The sequence below is a fragment of the Mangrovitalea sediminis genome, from assembly GCF_002514725.1.
In the GTDB taxonomy this organism is placed as follows: Bacteria; Pseudomonadota; Gammaproteobacteria; order Pseudomonadales; family Oleiphilaceae; genus Mangrovitalea; species Mangrovitalea sediminis.
The window spans coordinates 109,268-124,724 of record NZ_NTLB01000003.1; the positions used below are offsets into that span (position 1 = coordinate 109,268).

Genomic DNA, 15,457 nt, shown 5'->3' on the forward strand with positions numbered 1-15,457 from the left:
GGCGTTCAGGTCCTGGGCGCATCCGGCTGTTGTGACGGATGTGCCCGGGAAAATGCGTCCAGCGTTTCGCAGTGGCTGCCGATCCGGACCAGTGTCGGGTAGGGCGAAAGGTCGCAATCGAAGCGCCGCGCGTTGAATAGCTGCGGTACCAGGCAGGCATCGGCTAATGTCGGCTGGTCGCCGTGGCAGAAATATCCCGTTTCCGGAGTCGTCAGCAGAGATTCCAGTGCTCGAAAGCCTTCGTGAATCCAGTGCCGGTACCAGTCGAGCTTATCCGCTTCGCTAACGTCCAGAATGCCTGTCAGGTAGCGGAGGACCCGCAGGTTATCCAGAGGATGGATATCGCAGGCGATGGTCTGCGCCAGGGCGCGAACCCGGGCGCGTCCTTCGGCATCGGGCGGCATGAGCGGTGGCTGGGGATAGGCTTCGTCAAGATATTCGCAGATGGCCAGGGACTGCCGCAACATCAGGCCGTTATCCAGTTCAAGTGCGGGTACCAGACCCTGTGGCTGGCGGGCGAGATGGCCCGGGGCGGATTGTTCGCCCCGGACCAGGTTCACCGGCACTGACTGATAGGGCAAGGACTTCAGGTTCAGGACGATGCGTACCCGGTAGGCGGCGGACGAACGGTAGTAGTCATACAGTTTCATCGCCAAGTCCTCGGCTTAGGGTCCTTCGTAGTGCTGAACCTGTTGGTCGATGGCGCCGAACAGGCTTTCGCCCTGTGCATCGAACATCTCGATCCGAACCCGGTCTCCAAAGGCCATAAAGGGTGTCGAAGGTTTGCCGTCGGCGAGGATTTCCAACATGCGGCGTTCCGCAAGACAGCAGGAGCCCTTGCTTCTGTCCAGATTGGACACGGTACCGGACCCGATGATGGTGCCGGCGCCGACATGGCGGGTTTTCGCCACATGGGCGATCAGCGTCGGGAAGTCGAATGTCATATCGACGCCGGCGTCCGGTTCTCCAAACAGGGTGCCGTTCAGGTGCACGGTCAGTGGACGATGGACCTTGTGCCCATCCCAGGCCGAACCCAGTTCGTCGGGCGTGATGGCCACCGGGGAAAAGGCGGACGCCGGCTTGCTCTGGAAGAAGCCAAACCCCTTGCCGAGCTCTGCGGGAATCAGGTTGCGTAAGGAAACATCATTCACCAGCATCATCAGCTTGATGTGTTCCCCGGCCGCTTCCGGCGTCACGCCCATGGGTACATCGTCGGTGATGACGGCGATTTCGCCTTCGAAGTCGATGCCCCAGTCTTCGCTGCCGGCAAGGATGGCATCGCGAGGGCCGAGAAAACCGTCGGACATGCCCTGATACATGAGCGGGTCCGTCCAGAACTGCGGGGGCATTTCCGCACCCCGTGCCTTACGTACCAGCTCGACGTGGTTGACGTAGGCACTGCCGTCCGCCCATTGGTAGGCGCGTGGCAGGGGGGCGGCGCAGGCGGCAGGATCGAAGTCCTGCATGCCGTGGCGGACGCCGGCATTGAGTTCTTCGTAGATGGCCTGCAGGCGCGGCGCCGTTTCGGCCCAGTTATCCAACGCCTGTTGCAGCGTTTCTGCAATCTCCGGCACCGGCAGGACGTGTTGCAGGTCTCGGGACACGACGACCAGTTGGCCGTCCCGGCCCTGTTTCAGGGAAGCGAGTTTCATGAAACGGTCTCCGTCGATGACGCCTTACTTGACGCCGGGCGATTTCCAGGAATCCACATAGGCGCGATTTTCCACGGCATCCGGCAATTCATTCACGATAACCGGATAGCGCGTGTCGATCATGACCGCGACTTCGTCGGTTTCCTTCCTGGCGGCTTTGGCGCCGGTTTGGAGGGCCTTCGGATGGGGGCCGTGCGCGAAACCGCAGGGGTGCAGTGTCAGCATGCCGGGATGAATGTTGTCCCGGCTGAAGAATTCGCCCTGGTGATAGAAAATGATTTCGTCATAGTCATCGTTGTTATGGAAGAACGGCACCTTGAGGGCGCCAGGATCGCTTTCGATGGGGCGCGGTACAAAGGTGCAAATGACGAATCCCTGCGCCACAAAAGTGGTGTGCGCCGATGGGGGAAGATGGTAGCGGTGGCTCATCAGCGGACGAATATCGCGCCAGTTGATCTTCACCGGTACCAGGTCGCCCTGCCAGCCGACGGCATCCAGCGGGTTGTAGGGGAATGTGATCGTACTGTACTGGCCGCGGCGCTTGACCACGACCCTCCAGGTGTCTTCGGTCTGCTGGGCGCGGAAGCTGTCATCGATGTGCGGTGTTTCCAGCAAGGCCGGGTCGAATATGGCGTGCTGGCCAACCAGCCCTTTGTCGGGAAGTTGGTAGGCGCTGTCGGTCGCTTCGATCAGGAGCAGGGTAATGGGTTCCCGGCAGGTGATGCGCCATAGGGTGCCGCGAGGAATGACGATGTAATCGCCTTCGCGGAAGCTCATGTGGCCGTAATCGCAGAACAGCTCGCCAGCACCCTGGTGGACAAACAGCAGCTCGTCGCCGTCGCTGTTGCGCACAAGGTGATCCATATCCTCGGCCGTACGCCATTGGCGCAAGCGCACGTTGGCGTTGTGCAGGATTTCGCGAGCCAGCCAGGGCGAGTTATTGCTGTCCTCAAGTCGTGTCAGGTCGAGAGCACGGGGGCGTAGCGGGCCTTCCCAGTCGATCCAGCCGGTAGGCGGGTGTTTGTGCAGCATATGGGACGCCGGGCCAAAAAAGCCCTCCCGACCGAGTTCGCGTTCATAGGTGTCCGGGGGCAGGTCGCAGTGGGCCTGGCGGGGGGCAACACCCTCAACGCGAGGAAAGCGGATCCAGTTTCTCATCTCAGGCTCCTTGATAGTCGAATGCCCGGCGCGACGTATGCGGGCCGGGCAGCAAACACCTGACGGTCTGGGCTCAATCGGCTTTCAGTACACCGCGGCGGATCTGGTCTTCCTCAATGGACTCGAACAGCGCCCGGAAGTTGCCTTCGCCAAAGCCTTCATTCCCTTTTCGCTGGATGATCTCAAAGAAGATGGGGCCAATCACGGTTTCGGTAAAGATTTGCAGCAGCAACCCCTGGCCCTGCGTCGGCGCGCCATCGATGAGGATATGGTTGCGGCGCAGTCGTGCCAGGTCTTCATTGTGCCCGGGGAGCCGTTCGTCGACCTTTTCATAATAGGTGTCGGGTGTGCTCAGAAAGGTCACGCCGGCTTCGCTCATCCCTTCTACCGTGGCATAGATATCGTCCGTACCCAAAGCAATATGCTGGATTCCTTCTCCTTTATATTGCTGCAGGAATTCCTCGATCTGACTTTTCTCGTCCGTCGACTCGTTGATCGGAATGCGGATCTTGCCGCAGGGGCTGGTCATGGCACGTGATTTGAGGCCGGTCAGCTTGCCTTCGATGTCGAAGTAGCGGATTTCCCTGAAATTGAACAGTGTCTGATAGAAGCCTGCCCAGTGGTCCATTCTGCCGCGACCGACATTGTGGGTCAGGTGATCGATGTAAGTCAGTCCCAGCCCTTTGGGGTGTTGGTCAACGCCCGGAATGGGGCGGAAGTCCACATCGTAGATATTGTGGTCGCCATAGCGGTCCACCAGATAAATCAGGGAGCCGCCGATGCCTTCTATGGCAGGAATCTGCAGCTCCATCGGACCTGCACCTGAAGCCACCGGCTTGGCGCCTCCCGCGATCAGGGCTTCGAGGGCATGGGCCGCGTCCTTGACGCGGAAGGCCATGGCGTTGGCGCAGGGGCCGTGTGTTTCGGTAAAGCGGTGCGCCTGACTGTCCGGTTCCGCATTGAGGATAAAGTTGACGTCACCTTGGCGGTATAACGTGACGTTTTTGCGGCGGTGTCGGGCCACGGCGGAGAAACCCAGGCTTTCGAACAGGCTGGCCAGCTTTTCCGGTTCCGTGGAAGCGTATTCGACAAATTCGAATCCGTCCGTGCCGAGCGGGTTTTCCCAGAGGCCTGTATCGGTATGAGCAATTGCGGGTTGTGCCATGTTCTTGTTCTCCCCGAACCTGTTTGAGGGGTCCGATCTGGTCATGGAAGTAGCAGTAACAGTTGTAACAACTACGATACGGCGTTTGCCGCGCAAGGTGATTGCATATTTCGCGTTTTACCCTTAGCGTGTGCAATAAAGCTGCATCAATAGGACGTAAAGTGTGAAAACCGCGCATGTTGTTGAGTTGGATCGTCAGGATGCCCGAATTTTGGATGCATTACAGGACAATGCGCGTCTGAGTAATGTGGAACTGTCGGAAATCGTCCACCTGTCGCCTTCGCAGTGTCAGCGGCGGCGGCAGCGCCTGGAGGAGATGGGGATTGTCCAGCACTACGTGGCCCAGTTATCGCCGGAGAAGCTCGGGCTGACAGTGATGGCGTTGATGAGTGTGACGTTCGAGCGGCATGGCGAGCATATTGCCCAGGAGTTTCGGGAGCACATTGTCGACTATCCGGAAATTCTGGAGTGCTGGAGCGTGACCGGCGACGCGGATTACATTCTCAAGGTCGTGGCTGCCGACCTTAAGGCATTCAATGACTTCATGATGTATAAGCTTTTGAGCCTGCCCATGGTGGCTAATGTGCGCTCGAACCTCCTGCTGGAAGCCTTGAAATCCACAACACGCTTGCCTGTGCATTATGGGCGCTGAACGTGTGTTTCAGGCAGCGCTCTTTCATGGCAGGGCATGCGTGGCTTTATCGACATCCTGTTTGGCCTTGTGATAGAGGGTGGCGAGCGGATGCCTGCGTGGGTATCAAAAAGGGTGTTTTGGTGGGCCAAATGACCATGCGCAATATAGGGGAAATCGGGCAGTTTAGGTCGGGTATGTCGCTGATCTTCTTGCCATGTGGCTGTTTCGACAGGTAATTCGCGTTGATGGATTTTACGTCCAACTCATTAAATCGCATCTTATCTTTTGCCTTTTCCCTCCCAACCTCTGTACAATTCGCCACCTAAGAATAAGGCGAGAGCGTTTTTGTCTCGGCCAGATTGATCCTTTGGTGTGAAGTGGACGTAACCTCCTGTAAGTGCCCTGTAGGCTCCTGAGCGTTCAGGAAGAGGAAAATGTCACTCTCTGCATCTCGTAGGATGCAGCCATTTGATCAGAATTCGTCAGGGTTCCCGCGGCGCAGGCAGATTTTGTCGGCGACGGCGAAGCTATGTCTAAAGTCGTAAGTTCGGCCCAGGCTTATTTCACTCATCTGAAGATATAGGCTTCCGGCCCGGATTTCGACTGTATGGGCGTGTTAAGTGCATTAAATTTGGTTAAGTCTTCGGCAGGTTGATATCTGGTTGAAGGCTCTGGGGAAATTCTCCGGGTGCGGTTGAGCGGCTGATGGCGGCATTGCGGCTGTCTTGATGTAGCTTAATAAGTTGCCTGTACCTTTGACGGAGATGGGTGCAAATTTGCCGCCCCAAATCGCTTGGATAGGTGTTGGATAGTTTTGGTTGCAATCGTTCAATGATGCAGGGACTGAGTCATCGGGTTAGGCGAATGTAAAAGGCGGTCGGCATCGATCTCATGTCAGGGAATTCATGATTCAGGTTCCGCTGAAAGACCCTATCCAACATAACGACTTTCGATAACAAAAATTAATTTTTGAAAACCCGTTCCTAAATCGTTAGTGACTTGAGGTAGAGGTAGTGAGGTCGTGAAATGATCAAGGCGAAATACCCAGGCTTTGTCAAATGGCTTTCCCTTTGCTCCGTCGTTCTTCTGAGCGGCTGCAAAGCGGCATTGCTGGATCCTAAGGGGCAGGTTGGGGTCGACGAAAGATCGTTGATTCTGACTGCTTTCCTGTTGATGCTGATCGTCGTTATCCCGGTCATCGTGCTGACTTTGGTCTTCGCGTGGAAGTATCGGGCTTCGAACAAGAAAGCGACGTTCATGCCTAACTGGTCTCACTCCACTGCCATCGAGGTTGTGGTATGGCTGATTCCCTGCGTTATCATTCTGGTGCTGGGAACCATTACCTGGAAAACGACCCACTCTCTAGATCCCTTCAAACCCCTGGAGACCAAGGACAACGCCAAGCCGATAACCATTGAGGTTGTTCAGCTTGACTGGAAATGGCTCTTCATCTATCCGGAACAGCACATTGCCACCGTGAACCAGGTTGAATTCCCGGCTCATGTGCCTGTGCGTTTCAAGATTACGTCGGATACCGTGATGGGGGCCTTCTTCATTCCGCAATTGGGGACGCAGATCTACTCCATGGCCGGTATGCAGACGGAGGTTAACCTGATCGCGGATCACGAAGGTACCTTTGACGGCATTTGCTCGAACTTCACGGGCGATGGCTTCTCCGGTATGACCTTCAAGGCAATTGCGACCTCCAAGGATCAGTTCCAGAACTGGGTCAGCACGGTCAAGCAGGCTCCCCTGCAGCTGGATCAGGCGGTATACGACAAGCTCGCCAAACCCAGCGAGGACACGCCTGTGACTTATTACTCGTCGGTGAAGCCTGGTCTGTTCAAGGACATCATCGGTAAGTACATGAATATGAACTCCATGCAAATGAAATCGGGTTCCTAGGAGTCGTGATGTTAGGCAAATTAACACTTTCGGCAATCCCATTTGACAATCATATTGTTATGGGTGCGGTCGCCTTCATTCTCTTAGGGGGGGTGGCCGTTTTAGCAGCGATTACTTACTACGGTAAGTGGGGCTACCTCTGGAAAGAGTGGCTGACTTCCGTCGATCACAAGAAGATCGGCGTGATGTACATTGCGGTTGCGATGGTCATGTTGTTGCGGGGCTTCTCCGACGCAATCATGATGCGTGCCCAACAAGCGGTGGCAGAAGGTGCCTCCCAAGGCTACCTGCCGCCTCACCACTACGACCAGATCTTCACCGCACACGGCGTAATCATGATCTTCTTCATGGCCATGCCGTTTATGGTTGGTCTGATGAACATCGCGGTGCCGCTGCAGATCGGCGCACGTGACGTGGCCTTCCCCTTCATGAACTCCGTCAGCTTCTGGCTGTTCGTGGTTGGTGTGGTCCTTGTTAACCTGTCTCTGGGTGTAGGCGAATTCGCCAAGACTGGCTGGCTGGCCTATCCGCCGCTGTCCGAGCTGAAGTACAGTCCGGGGGTAGGGGTCGACTACTATATATGGAGTCTGCAGATAGCCGGTGTCGGTACGCTGCTGACCGGTATCAACTTCTTTGTCACCATTATCAAGATGCGTGCTCCGGGCATGGGGCTGATGAAGATGCCCGTATTCACCTGGGCCTCGCTGTGCACCAACATGCTGATCATCGCTGTGTTCCCGGTTCTGACCGTGACGCTGGCATTGCTGACGCTTGACCGCTATATGGGCATGCACTTCTTCACCAATGCCCTGGGCGGCGACATGATGATGTACGTGAACCTGATCTGGATTTGGGGTCACCCGGAAGTTTATATCCTGATCCTGCCGGCATTCGGTGTGTTCTCGGAAGTTATCGCAACCTTCTCCAAGAAGCCGCTGTTCGGTTACACCTCAATGGTCTACGCGACCATGGCGATTGCTGTACTGTCGTTTGTCGTTTGGCTGCACCACTTCTTCACCATGGGGTCAGGAGGGGATGTCAACGCCTTCTTCGGCATCATGACGATGATCATCGCGATACCGACAGGGGTAAAAATCTTCAACTGGCTGTTCACGATGTTCCGTGGTCGTGTGGAAATGACCACTCCGGTTCTGTGGACACTGGGCTTCATGGTGACCTTCACCATCGGTGGCATGACCGGTGTCTTGCTGGCGGTTCCGGGTGCTGACTTTGTTCTGCACAACAGTCTCTTCCTGATTGCGCACTTCCATAACGTCATCATCGGCGGTGTGGTATTTGGCTATCTGGCGGGCTTCTCATACTGGTTCCCGAAAGCCTTCGGTTTCAAGCTCAACGAGACTTGGGGCAAGAGAGCCTTCTGGTGCTGGCTGATTGGCTTCTACTTCGCCTTCATGCCGCTGTACTACCTGGGCTTCATGGGTATGACACGTCGTCTGGACCACTATGACAATCCTGCGTTCCAGCCCTACCTGATTGTTGCGTGCTTCGGTGCCGTCATCATTATGTTCGGCATTATCTTCCAGCTCGTTCAGCTGTACGTCAGCATCCGCGATCGCGAGCAGAACCTCGACCTGACCGGCGATCCCTGGGATGCCCGGACACTGGAGTGGTCTGTTTCCTCGCCGCCCCCGTTCTACAACTTTGCGGATGTTCCTGTCGCGGGTGAGATCGATTCCTTCTGGGCTATGAAGCAACGTGGCGAGTACCCGCATGTGCCGCGCGAATACAAGCGCATTCACATGCCGAAGAACACCGGTGTGGGTGTCTTTATCGGCGCGTTCAGCCTGGTCTTCGGTTTCGCCATGATCTGGTACATCTGGTGGCTGGCTATTGTGAGCTTCCTGGGTATTGCCGGTTCGATGATCTTCCGTAGCTTCCAGACTGATGTGGACTACTACGTCGAAGTCGAAGAGATCGAGAAGATCGAGAGTGAATGGCTGGAAAAGGTGCGTTCCGCCGGTAAGAAGAGCATGGCCGAGTCCACGCTTGCCGAAAACGGTGAACCGCAAGTCGCGCATTAAGCCGACAGACCTTAACTTCACACTTTGGTAAATCGGGCTTAAATCATGGCAACGGATGTATTAAATAGTCACGACGCTCATGCTCACGAGCATGAGCACCACGACGCCACGAAGACCAAGGTCTTCGGGTTCTGGATCTACATCATGAGCGACTGCATTTTGTTCGCGACGTTGTTCGCGACCTTTGCAGTGCTCAGTCACAATTTTGCCGGTGGTCCCACCGGCAAAGATATCTTCGAACTGAAGGGCGTTCTGGTAGAAACTTTCTGCCTGCTGTTCTCCAGTATTACCTATGGTTTTGCCATGCTGGGTATGAAGGCTGGCAAAAAGCAGGCGGTGCAATTCTGGTTGGCAGTAACCTTTGTGCTGGGGGCCTGCTTCGTGGGCCTGGAGCTGAAGGAGTTCCATCACCTGGTCGTTGAAGGCCATGGCTGGTGGCAGAGTGCCTTCCTGTCGTCCTTCTTCACCCTGGTCAGTACCCACGGTCTGCACGTGTCCTGCGGTTTGATCTGGATGGCGATAATGATGATCCAGATTCAGCGCTCCGGTCTGAACGAAACCAACAACATGCGCCTGATGTGCCTGAGTCTGTTCTGGCACTTCCTGGATATCGTCTGGATCTGCGTATTCACCTTTGTTTATCTGCTGGGGGTGCTGCATGGCTAACCAACATCACGATAACGCAAGCGCCTATCACGGTAGCTATAAGGCGTACATCATCGGCTTTGTGCTCTCTGTCATTCTGACGGTGATCCCGTTTTACATGGTGATGAACGGGACTGCTTCGCAGGCGGCGATCATTACGACCATCGTGATCTTTGCGGTAGTACAGGTGCTCGTTCACCTGTATTACTTCTTGCACCTGGACACGTCCGAAGAGCAGCGTTGGAACTTCATGGCGATAGCCTATACGTTTCTGCTGGTGTTTATCTTTATCGGCGGTTCGGTCTGGATTATGTGGCACCTCGACTACAACATGATGCTCCGCTGAGAAGCGCAACTGCGTGATTAAGAAATATCTCCTCGTCACCAAGCCGGGTATCGTGCTCGGCAATCTGATCTCCGTCGCGGGAGGCTTTTTCCTGGCCTCCAAAGGCAGTATCGATCCGGTACTGCTGCTCGCGACGGTGATTGGCGTTTCGCTGGTTGTGGCGTCGGGTTGCGTTTTCAACAATTATATTGATCGGGACATCGATCAAATGATGGAGAGAACCAGAAATCGTGTTCTGGTTAAGGGACTGATCTCTCCGCGCGTAACCTTGTTGTATGGGACCGTACTCGGTCTTGCGGGTATTGCCGTGCTGTATATGGCGACGAATCCGCTGGCCGTGGCGGTTGTGCTGGTCGGGTTTGCGGTTTATGTCGGGCTGTATAGCCTGTATCTGAAGCGCAATTCGGTCTACGGCACACTGGTTGGCAGTCTGGCTGGCGCAGCACCCCCTATTGTGGGGTATTGCGCTGTCAGTCAACGCTTCGATTCAGGAGCCTTGATCCTGTTGCTGATCTTTAGCCTGTGGCAGATGCCGCATTCCTACGCGATCGCTATTTTTCGGCTGAAGGACTATACGGCCGCTTCCATCCCGGTACTTCCCGTTAAAAAGGGGATTCCGGCGACCAAACACCATATCTTCCTTTATATCCTGGCCTTCGTTGTAGCGACCTCTTTGCTGACCTGGGATGGTTATGCTGGCGTCAAGTATCTGGTCGTGGCGGTTGCGATGGGAGTTTACTGGTTGTATATGGCCTGGTCCGGCTATCGGGCTGCGGATGACCGTCTTTGGGCGCGCAAGCTGTTTGTCTTCTCTATCATGACGATCACGGTGTTGAGTGTCATGATGTCTGTCGACTTCAACCTGCCTGCGGCTGCAGAGCTCGTTACCTACGTCCACTAGGCGGCGACAGCGATATACGGTAGTACGTGATCGCATTTTCGCCGGGAATTGAAAAAGGGGCTCCTTGGAGCCCCTTTTTTTATGGATCGATCATGCCTGCTTGCGGGTTTCCGGCTCGGATGCATCGAGTTCCAGTGTTGACAGGGTGCGGCGGCGGACGCTGCGTAGGAGCTCTGCGTCATCGATCAGGGACTGACCGTAAGACGGCACCATCTCGCGCATCTTCGCCTGCCACTCATCGCTGGCCATCCGATCCTTGAAGCAGCGTTCGAGCACGTCGATCATCGCATGGGCGGCTGTCGAGGCGCCGGGCGAGGCGCCCAGAAGTGCTGCCAGGGTACCGTCTTTGGCGGCGACGATTTCCGTACCGAATTCCAGCTTTCCGCCTCCCTGAGGCGTGGCTTTGATGATCTGGACACGCTGTCCTGCATATTGCAGGTTCCAGTCATCTGCCTGGGCATCAGGGAAGAAGTTCTGCAAGGCTTTGACGCGATCGGCGTGTGACTGGAAGACCTCACTGATGAGGTAGCGGGTCAGGTCGATATTGCTCAGGCCAGCGGCCATGATGGGCTTGAAGTTGCTGGATTTTACGGAAGAGAAGAGGTCGAAGTAGGAGCCTTCCTTCAGGAACTTCGTTGTAAAGCCGGCAAAGGGGCCGAACAACAGCGCCGGCTCGCCATTGATGATGCGCGTATCCAGGTGGGGTACGGACATCGGCGGCGCACCGATCGGCGCTTTACCGTAAACCTTGGAATGGTGACGCTTCACGATTTCCGGTTTGCGGCAGACCAGCCATTGCCCGCTGACGGGGAAACCGCCGTAACCTTTGCTTTCTTCGATACCCGATTTCTGTAGCAGCGGCAGGGCTCCACCACCGGCACCGAGGAATATGAATTTGGTGGTGATATGGCTGGCAGCGTCAGGCCCCCCGTCGTTACGGAGGTTGACCTTCCACTCGCCGTCACGGGTCTGCTTAAGGTTTTTGACGTGGTGGTTCAGGAGGAGCTTGAAGTTTTCATGGGTTTTAAGGTGCTTGACCATGTTGCGGGTCAGGGAGCCGAAGTCGACGTCGGAACCATGTTTGACGCGCGTTGCGGCGATAGGCTGGCTCGGGTCCCGGTTATCCAGAATCAGCGGCATCCAGTCCTGCAGGACTCTCGGATCATCGCTGAACTCCATACTTTCGAATAGATGGTGGGCGCTGAGCCGTTCGTGACGCTTGCGCAGGAAGGCGACATCCTTTTCACCCCAGACAAAGCTCTGGTGAGGCGTCGCATTAATGAACTCGCGAGGGCTGGGCAGCGCACCCTGTTCCACCAGATATGTCCAGAGCTGGAGGGAGGATTCGAAGGCTGCATTGATGCCCAGTGCTCGCTGGATCTCAACATCGCCGTCCGGTGTTTCCGGCGTGTAGTTGAGTTCGCAGTAGCCGGCGTGCCCCGTTCCTGCGTTATTCCAGCCGTCAGTACTTTCATGGGCGACGTGATCGAGACGTTCGACCATGGTGATATGCAGGGACGGGTCAAGGTTTTTGAGCATCATCCCCAGGGTGGCGCTCATGACGCCGCCCCCAACGAGCAGTACATCGGTTTTTATATCACTCATTACACGGTTGCCTTTAGGGTGAAAAATTTTGGCCCCATGATACCGTTTTAGCCATAAGGTAGGGAGCTAAAAGGAAACGCGTTACTGTACTCCACTTACCTGGACACCTGCCTTCAGAGGGATTCCCGGCGCGGTGATCGCGGGTCACTCGGTTCGCCTCGTGGTTGAACCGTAGACAGGACACGTCCTTTGGGGCGTGTGTTCAATCAGGGTTTTGTGAATCTATCGTTCGGCAGGTGACGCCTGCTTTTCCCCACCCGAGGGCTGCGTTTTCAACCCGGGATAAACAGACCTGGACCTGCGTTGCTTATTGTACCTGTACTCGGCGCATTTTTGTGCTTTCTGTTGACGCCGAATGGTGGCTTTTCTTCTCTGTTACCGAATATGGCGTCTATAGTGGTTTCGAACGGTTTCGTCTCAACGGGAGAGGCCCGCATTGGCAAGTTACCGAGTGGGATTGGTCGAGGATCAACATATCATCAGGGCCGGGCTCTGTTCTCTGGTGGAAAGTTTCAGTGATTTTTCTGTCGTCGCCGAGGGGGCGGATGGTGACGACGTGCCTCGAATGTTGCGTGATCACCAGATTGACGTCCTGATCATGGACATCGCCATGAAGCGGGTATCTGGCCTGGAAGCGTTAGCCCTGATCCGGAAGCACTATCCGGAAGTCCCTGTCATCATGTTGAGCATGTACGGAACCAAAGAGTTCATTTTTCGGGCGCTTCAGGATGGAGCTGCCGGTTATGTGATGAAGGACGGTGCGGTGATAGAGCTGCACCTGGCATTGCGTTCCGTTCTGCGGGGCGAACGCTATCTCAGTCCCCGGATATCTTCGGAGTTGGTCAATGCGATTTTTCAGGCCAGATCCGACCCCTTCGGGGTGGGCGAGGTGCTCAGTCCCCGCCAATTGGAAGTCCTGCGTTTGATCGCTCTCGGCAAGGCCACCAAGGAAATTGCCTTTGAGCTCGGGCTCAGCGCCAAAACTGTCGACACACATCGGCTGCAGATTATGAGCCGGCTGCAAATCCACGACATTCCGGGGCTGATTTTCTACGCCCTGCGCAACGGCATTATCTCCCTCGACCTGATTCAATGAGTTGCGAGGGGGAGCACCTGTCCAAGATCAGGAGTTCTCCTATGGAACCCTGTTTTCTGTAGCGTACACTCAAAAACGTGCAGGAGTGCAGAATATAGGCGGGATGCGTATGTCATCGGGCCTATTGGTGTTTTTCCCGTCTGGCGGAGTATGGAGCGGGCGATGTCTACCGAAGCATTGATGCGTTACGTGGCGGGTCTCGATGCCCCGGCTTGCGTCATAGACCCTGCGGGGGTTGTCTGTGTGGCCAATGACGCCTGGATAGAAGCCGTCGATCAGGGCGGCGGAGTGCTGTCGTTGACTCCGGTTCGGTCCGACTACCTCGCTTTTTGCGACGAGATTGCCATACATGGTTTTCCCGCTGCCCATCAGTTGGCACAAGGCATCCGGGACATTCTCGAAAAGCGAAGCGGGCAGTGGGCAATGGCTTACCGGCATCAAGCCGAGGGAATGCAGGCTTATTTCGCAGTGCGAATCGAAAGTCTTGATATAGATCATTGCCGGCATGTGCTTTTAAGTCATCGGCGAGTCGCGATGAACGCCTGAAATTTATCTTTATATAATTGATATGTATAGAGTATTTTGTTCTGTTTTTGCGGTTGTCCGTTCTGAGTAAACCCGTCAAAAACCTGATACCCCTATCAGGTATTTTCTGAGATGACCTTTTTAATAGGAGCCTAAGCTTTGAGTGCTTGGTTCGGGGAATCCGGACCTTCATTCATCAAAGGTGGGTGGAATGGTCGGCGGCAGCACGAGGAAGTATTGGTACGTCGCAGGAATAGCGGCAGCATCTGTGTTACTGGTGATCGCTCTTATCCGTGAAGACAGCTGGATTATCGCAGCGGCCCTGATCTCAGGGGCCATTCAGGTTGTTTCAGCCATGGCTGCCTGGCAGGCGGACGTTGAGAGGGTGGTGCCGGTGACCTCGGAGCCGGAGCCCGAGTCGCAGCCATCCCCTGTGACTGCGCTTTTGGATGATGTGCTTCCCGTTTGGAGTGACGGTATTCAGAGAGCGCGCGAAATTCTCCACGCCAATGTCGACGACTTAATCAGTAGTTTTTCCCAACTGGTCGGGGAAGTGGAGCAGACGCTATCCCAGGTGGCGTCCCTGCAAAGCGACAATGATGATTCCACCGTTGCCGGCTTGCTGGACTCAACCCGCATCGAACTGGAAACCGTGTTGGAAGGATTGCGTCGGAATCTCGTTGAGAAGAGTGAATTCCTTACCAAAATTTCCCATCTCGAAAGCTTTACTGAAGAGTTGCTGACCATGTCCACCGAGGTCCGCAGCATTGCCGGGCAGACCAACCTGCTGGCATTGAATGCGGCCATCGAAGCTGCCCGCGCCGGTGAGGCCGGACGGGGATTTGCGGTCGTTGCCGATGAGGTCCGCAAGTTATCGACATCGTCCGGCGATGCCGGCTCCCGCATGACGGACAAGACCCAGAGTATCAGCGCCGCCATGCATGAGGCGGTCGCGGCGGCGCGCTCCATGAGCGAGTCGGATAGCGAACAACTGGATTCGATGGCCAGCACTATCGATACCGTCCTCGGTCGCCTGCAAGGTAGCTTGGCGGCTGTCAACGATGCGTCCCGCTTGCTGGAAAACAGCAGTCGGCAGGTCTCGCAGCGCGTTCACCGCATCATGGTCGATCTCCAATTTCAGGATCGAGTCGAGCAGATACTGGAACATGTCCAAAGCGATCTGGTTCGGTTGGGGAATGCTCTTCGCGAGTCTGATGGTGAGATTGACCGGGAACTCTGGGTGCAGCGCTTGCGTTCCAGTTTTACAACCGCAGAGGAGCGTGGCGCCCCGGTTGCGGAAGACAGTCAAGAAGTCACCTTTTTCTGAGTAGGACAGTGCGGGATCGCCGCAACTGTCCTCACTCGGGTATCTGAAAAATCAAGACGACCACCACCATTAGGGAGTAAGGGAATGGCGAAAACCGTCTGTGTTGTCGACGATTCATCGTCTATGCGTCAACTGGTTCGAATGACCCTGAGTGGCGCCGGATATGACATTTTGGAAGCCGTGGATGGCCAGGACGCCCTGGAGAAACTCGGCGCGCGTCGGGTCAACCTGATCATTAGCGACGTCAATATGCCTCGCATGGACGGTATCAGCCTGGTTAAGGCGCTGAAGCAGAATGCCATGCACCGGTTTACGCCAGTGCTGATGCTGACGACGGAAAGTGAAGATGCCAAGAAAAGGGAAGGGCAGGCGGCTGGCGCCAAGGCTTGGATCGTCAAGCCCTTTAAGCCTGATCAACTGCTCGCCGCCGTTCAGAAGCTGATCATGTGAGGCCGT

Annotated in this window: 15 protein-coding genes; 10 read left to right on the forward strand and 5 right to left on the reverse strand. The window is 55.7% G+C overall.

The features are described 5' to 3' along the window. Window positions 1–5 precede the first annotated feature (5 nt). The 4 genes from maiA to hppD all read right to left on the reverse strand — a co-directional run bounded on the left by maiA (window position 6) and on the right by hppD (window position 3,975). Complete coding sequence (gene maiA / locus CLR77_RS07450) at window positions 6–650, reverse strand: maleylacetoacetate isomerase (RefSeq protein ID WP_097460011.1); 645 nt, start codon at window positions 648–650, stop codon at window positions 6–8. A gap of 15 nt (window positions 651–665) precedes the next feature. Then, entirely contained in the window at window positions 666–1,652 is a 987-nt protein-coding gene (locus CLR77_RS07455) for a fumarylacetoacetate hydrolase family protein (RefSeq protein ID WP_097460012.1), read from the reverse strand. Between the two features lie 24 nt (window positions 1,653–1,676). After that, window positions 1,677–2,810, reverse strand: coding sequence for a homogentisate 1,2-dioxygenase (locus CLR77_RS07460; protein WP_097460013.1), 1,134 nt, complete (start codon window positions 2,808–2,810; stop codon window positions 1,677–1,679). A gap of 73 nt (window positions 2,811–2,883) precedes the next feature. After that, window positions 2,884–3,975, reverse strand: a complete 1,092-nt coding sequence (gene hppD / locus CLR77_RS07465) for a 4-hydroxyphenylpyruvate dioxygenase (RefSeq protein WP_097460014.1) — start codon at window positions 3,973–3,975, stop codon at window positions 2,884–2,886. Between the two features lie 163 nt (window positions 3,976–4,138). Between hppD and CLR77_RS07470 the strand changes: the two genes are divergently transcribed. The 6 genes from CLR77_RS07470 (at window position 4,139) to cyoE (ending at window position 10,448) form a co-directional block, all read left to right on the forward strand. Beyond that, complete coding sequence (locus CLR77_RS07470) at window positions 4,139–4,627, forward strand: Lrp/AsnC family transcriptional regulator (RefSeq protein WP_097460015.1); 489 nt, start codon at window positions 4,139–4,141, stop codon at window positions 4,625–4,627. Window positions 4,628–5,635: 1,008 nt separating this feature from the next. Beyond that, window positions 5,636–6,514 (forward strand): ubiquinol oxidase subunit II, encoded by an 879-nt coding sequence (gene cyoA / locus CLR77_RS07475; RefSeq protein ID WP_097460016.1) that lies wholly within the window; start codon window positions 5,636–5,638, stop codon window positions 6,512–6,514. Window positions 6,515–6,522: 8 nt separating this feature from the next. Continuing rightward, window positions 6,523–8,556 carry a cytochrome o ubiquinol oxidase subunit I gene (gene cyoB, locus CLR77_RS07480; protein WP_097460017.1) on the forward strand — a complete coding sequence of 678 codons (2,034 nt, stop codon included), beginning with the start codon at window positions 6,523–6,525 and terminating at the stop codon, window positions 8,554–8,556. 45 nt (window positions 8,557–8,601) lie between these two features. Next, window positions 8,602–9,222, forward strand: a complete 621-nt coding sequence (gene cyoC, locus CLR77_RS07485; RefSeq protein WP_097460018.1) for a cytochrome o ubiquinol oxidase subunit III — start codon at window positions 8,602–8,604, stop codon at window positions 9,220–9,222. Then, complete coding sequence (locus CLR77_RS07490) at window positions 9,215–9,547, forward strand: cytochrome o ubiquinol oxidase subunit IV (protein WP_097460019.1); 333 nt, start codon at window positions 9,215–9,217, stop codon at window positions 9,545–9,547. The genes cyoC and CLR77_RS07490 overlap by 8 nt, the downstream gene beginning before the upstream one ends. Before the next feature lie 13 nt (window positions 9,548–9,560). Next, complete coding sequence (gene cyoE / locus CLR77_RS07495; protein ID WP_097460020.1) at window positions 9,561–10,448, forward strand: heme o synthase; 888 nt, start codon at window positions 9,561–9,563, stop codon at window positions 10,446–10,448. 90 nt (window positions 10,449–10,538) lie between these two features. On the opposite strand, the gene mqo is transcribed toward cyoE, so the two are convergent. Further along, window positions 10,539–12,053, reverse strand: coding sequence for a malate dehydrogenase (quinone) (gene mqo, locus CLR77_RS07500; RefSeq protein WP_097460021.1), 1,515 nt, complete (start codon window positions 12,051–12,053; stop codon window positions 10,539–10,541). Between the two features lie 436 nt (window positions 12,054–12,489). On the opposite strand from mqo, the gene CLR77_RS07505 reads away from it, so the two are divergent. The 4 genes from CLR77_RS07505 to CLR77_RS07520 all read left to right on the forward strand — a co-directional run bounded on the left by CLR77_RS07505 (window position 12,490) and on the right by CLR77_RS07520 (window position 15,451). Next, window positions 12,490–13,149, forward strand: coding sequence for a response regulator (locus CLR77_RS07505; protein WP_097460022.1), 660 nt, complete (start codon window positions 12,490–12,492; stop codon window positions 13,147–13,149). 162 nt (window positions 13,150–13,311) lie between these two features. After that, window positions 13,312–13,695 (forward strand): hypothetical protein, encoded by a 384-nt coding sequence (locus tag CLR77_RS07510; protein WP_097460023.1) that lies wholly within the window; start codon window positions 13,312–13,314, stop codon window positions 13,693–13,695. A 247-nt stretch (window positions 13,696–13,942) separates the two neighbouring features. Continuing rightward, window positions 13,943–15,001: a methyl-accepting chemotaxis protein gene (locus CLR77_RS07515; protein WP_143269376.1), complete on the forward strand. Its 1,059-nt coding sequence runs from the start codon at window positions 13,943–13,945 to the stop codon at window positions 14,999–15,001. An 84-nt stretch (window positions 15,002–15,085) separates the two neighbouring features. Continuing rightward, the gene (locus tag CLR77_RS07520) at window positions 15,086–15,451 is read left to right on the forward strand and encodes a response regulator (RefSeq protein ID WP_097460025.1); all 366 of its coding nucleotides are present in this window, start codon (window positions 15,086–15,088) and stop codon (window positions 15,449–15,451) included. The last annotated feature ends 6 nt before the right edge of the window (window positions 15,452–15,457 follow it).

Excerpts from the sequence above, each read along its gene's own strand:
- maiA (WP_097460011.1), bottom strand. The coding sequence starts at position 650 with ATGAAACTGTATGACTACTACCGTTCGTCCGCCGCCTACCGGGTACGC.
- CLR77_RS07455 (WP_097460012.1), bottom strand. The coding sequence starts at position 1,652 with ATGAAACTCGCTTCCCTGAAACAGGGCCGGGACGGCCAACTGGTCGTC.
- CLR77_RS07460 (WP_097460013.1), bottom strand. The coding sequence starts at position 2,810 with ATGAGAAACTGGATCCGCTTTCCTCGCGTTGAGGGTGTTGCCCCCCGC.
- hppD (WP_097460014.1), bottom strand. The coding sequence starts at position 3,975 with ATGGCACAACCCGCAATTGCTCATACCGATACAGGCCTCTGGGAAAAC.
- cyoA (WP_097460016.1), top strand. The coding sequence starts at position 5,636 with ATGATCAAGGCGAAATACCCAGGCTTTGTCAAATGGCTTTCCCTTTGC.
- cyoB (WP_097460017.1), top strand. The coding sequence starts at position 6,523 with ATGTTAGGCAAATTAACACTTTCGGCAATCCCATTTGACAATCATATT.
- cyoC (WP_097460018.1), top strand. The coding sequence starts at position 8,602 with ATGGCAACGGATGTATTAAATAGTCACGACGCTCATGCTCACGAGCAT.
- CLR77_RS07490 (WP_097460019.1), top strand. The coding sequence starts at position 9,215 with ATGGCTAACCAACATCACGATAACGCAAGCGCCTATCACGGTAGCTAT.
- mqo (WP_097460021.1), bottom strand. The coding sequence starts at position 12,053 with ATGAGTGATATAAAAACCGATGTACTGCTCGTTGGGGGCGGCGTCATG.
- CLR77_RS07510 (WP_097460023.1), top strand. The coding sequence starts at position 13,312 with ATGTCTACCGAAGCATTGATGCGTTACGTGGCGGGTCTCGATGCCCCG.
- CLR77_RS07520 (WP_097460025.1), top strand. The coding sequence starts at position 15,086 with ATGGCGAAAACCGTCTGTGTTGTCGACGATTCATCGTCTATGCGTCAA.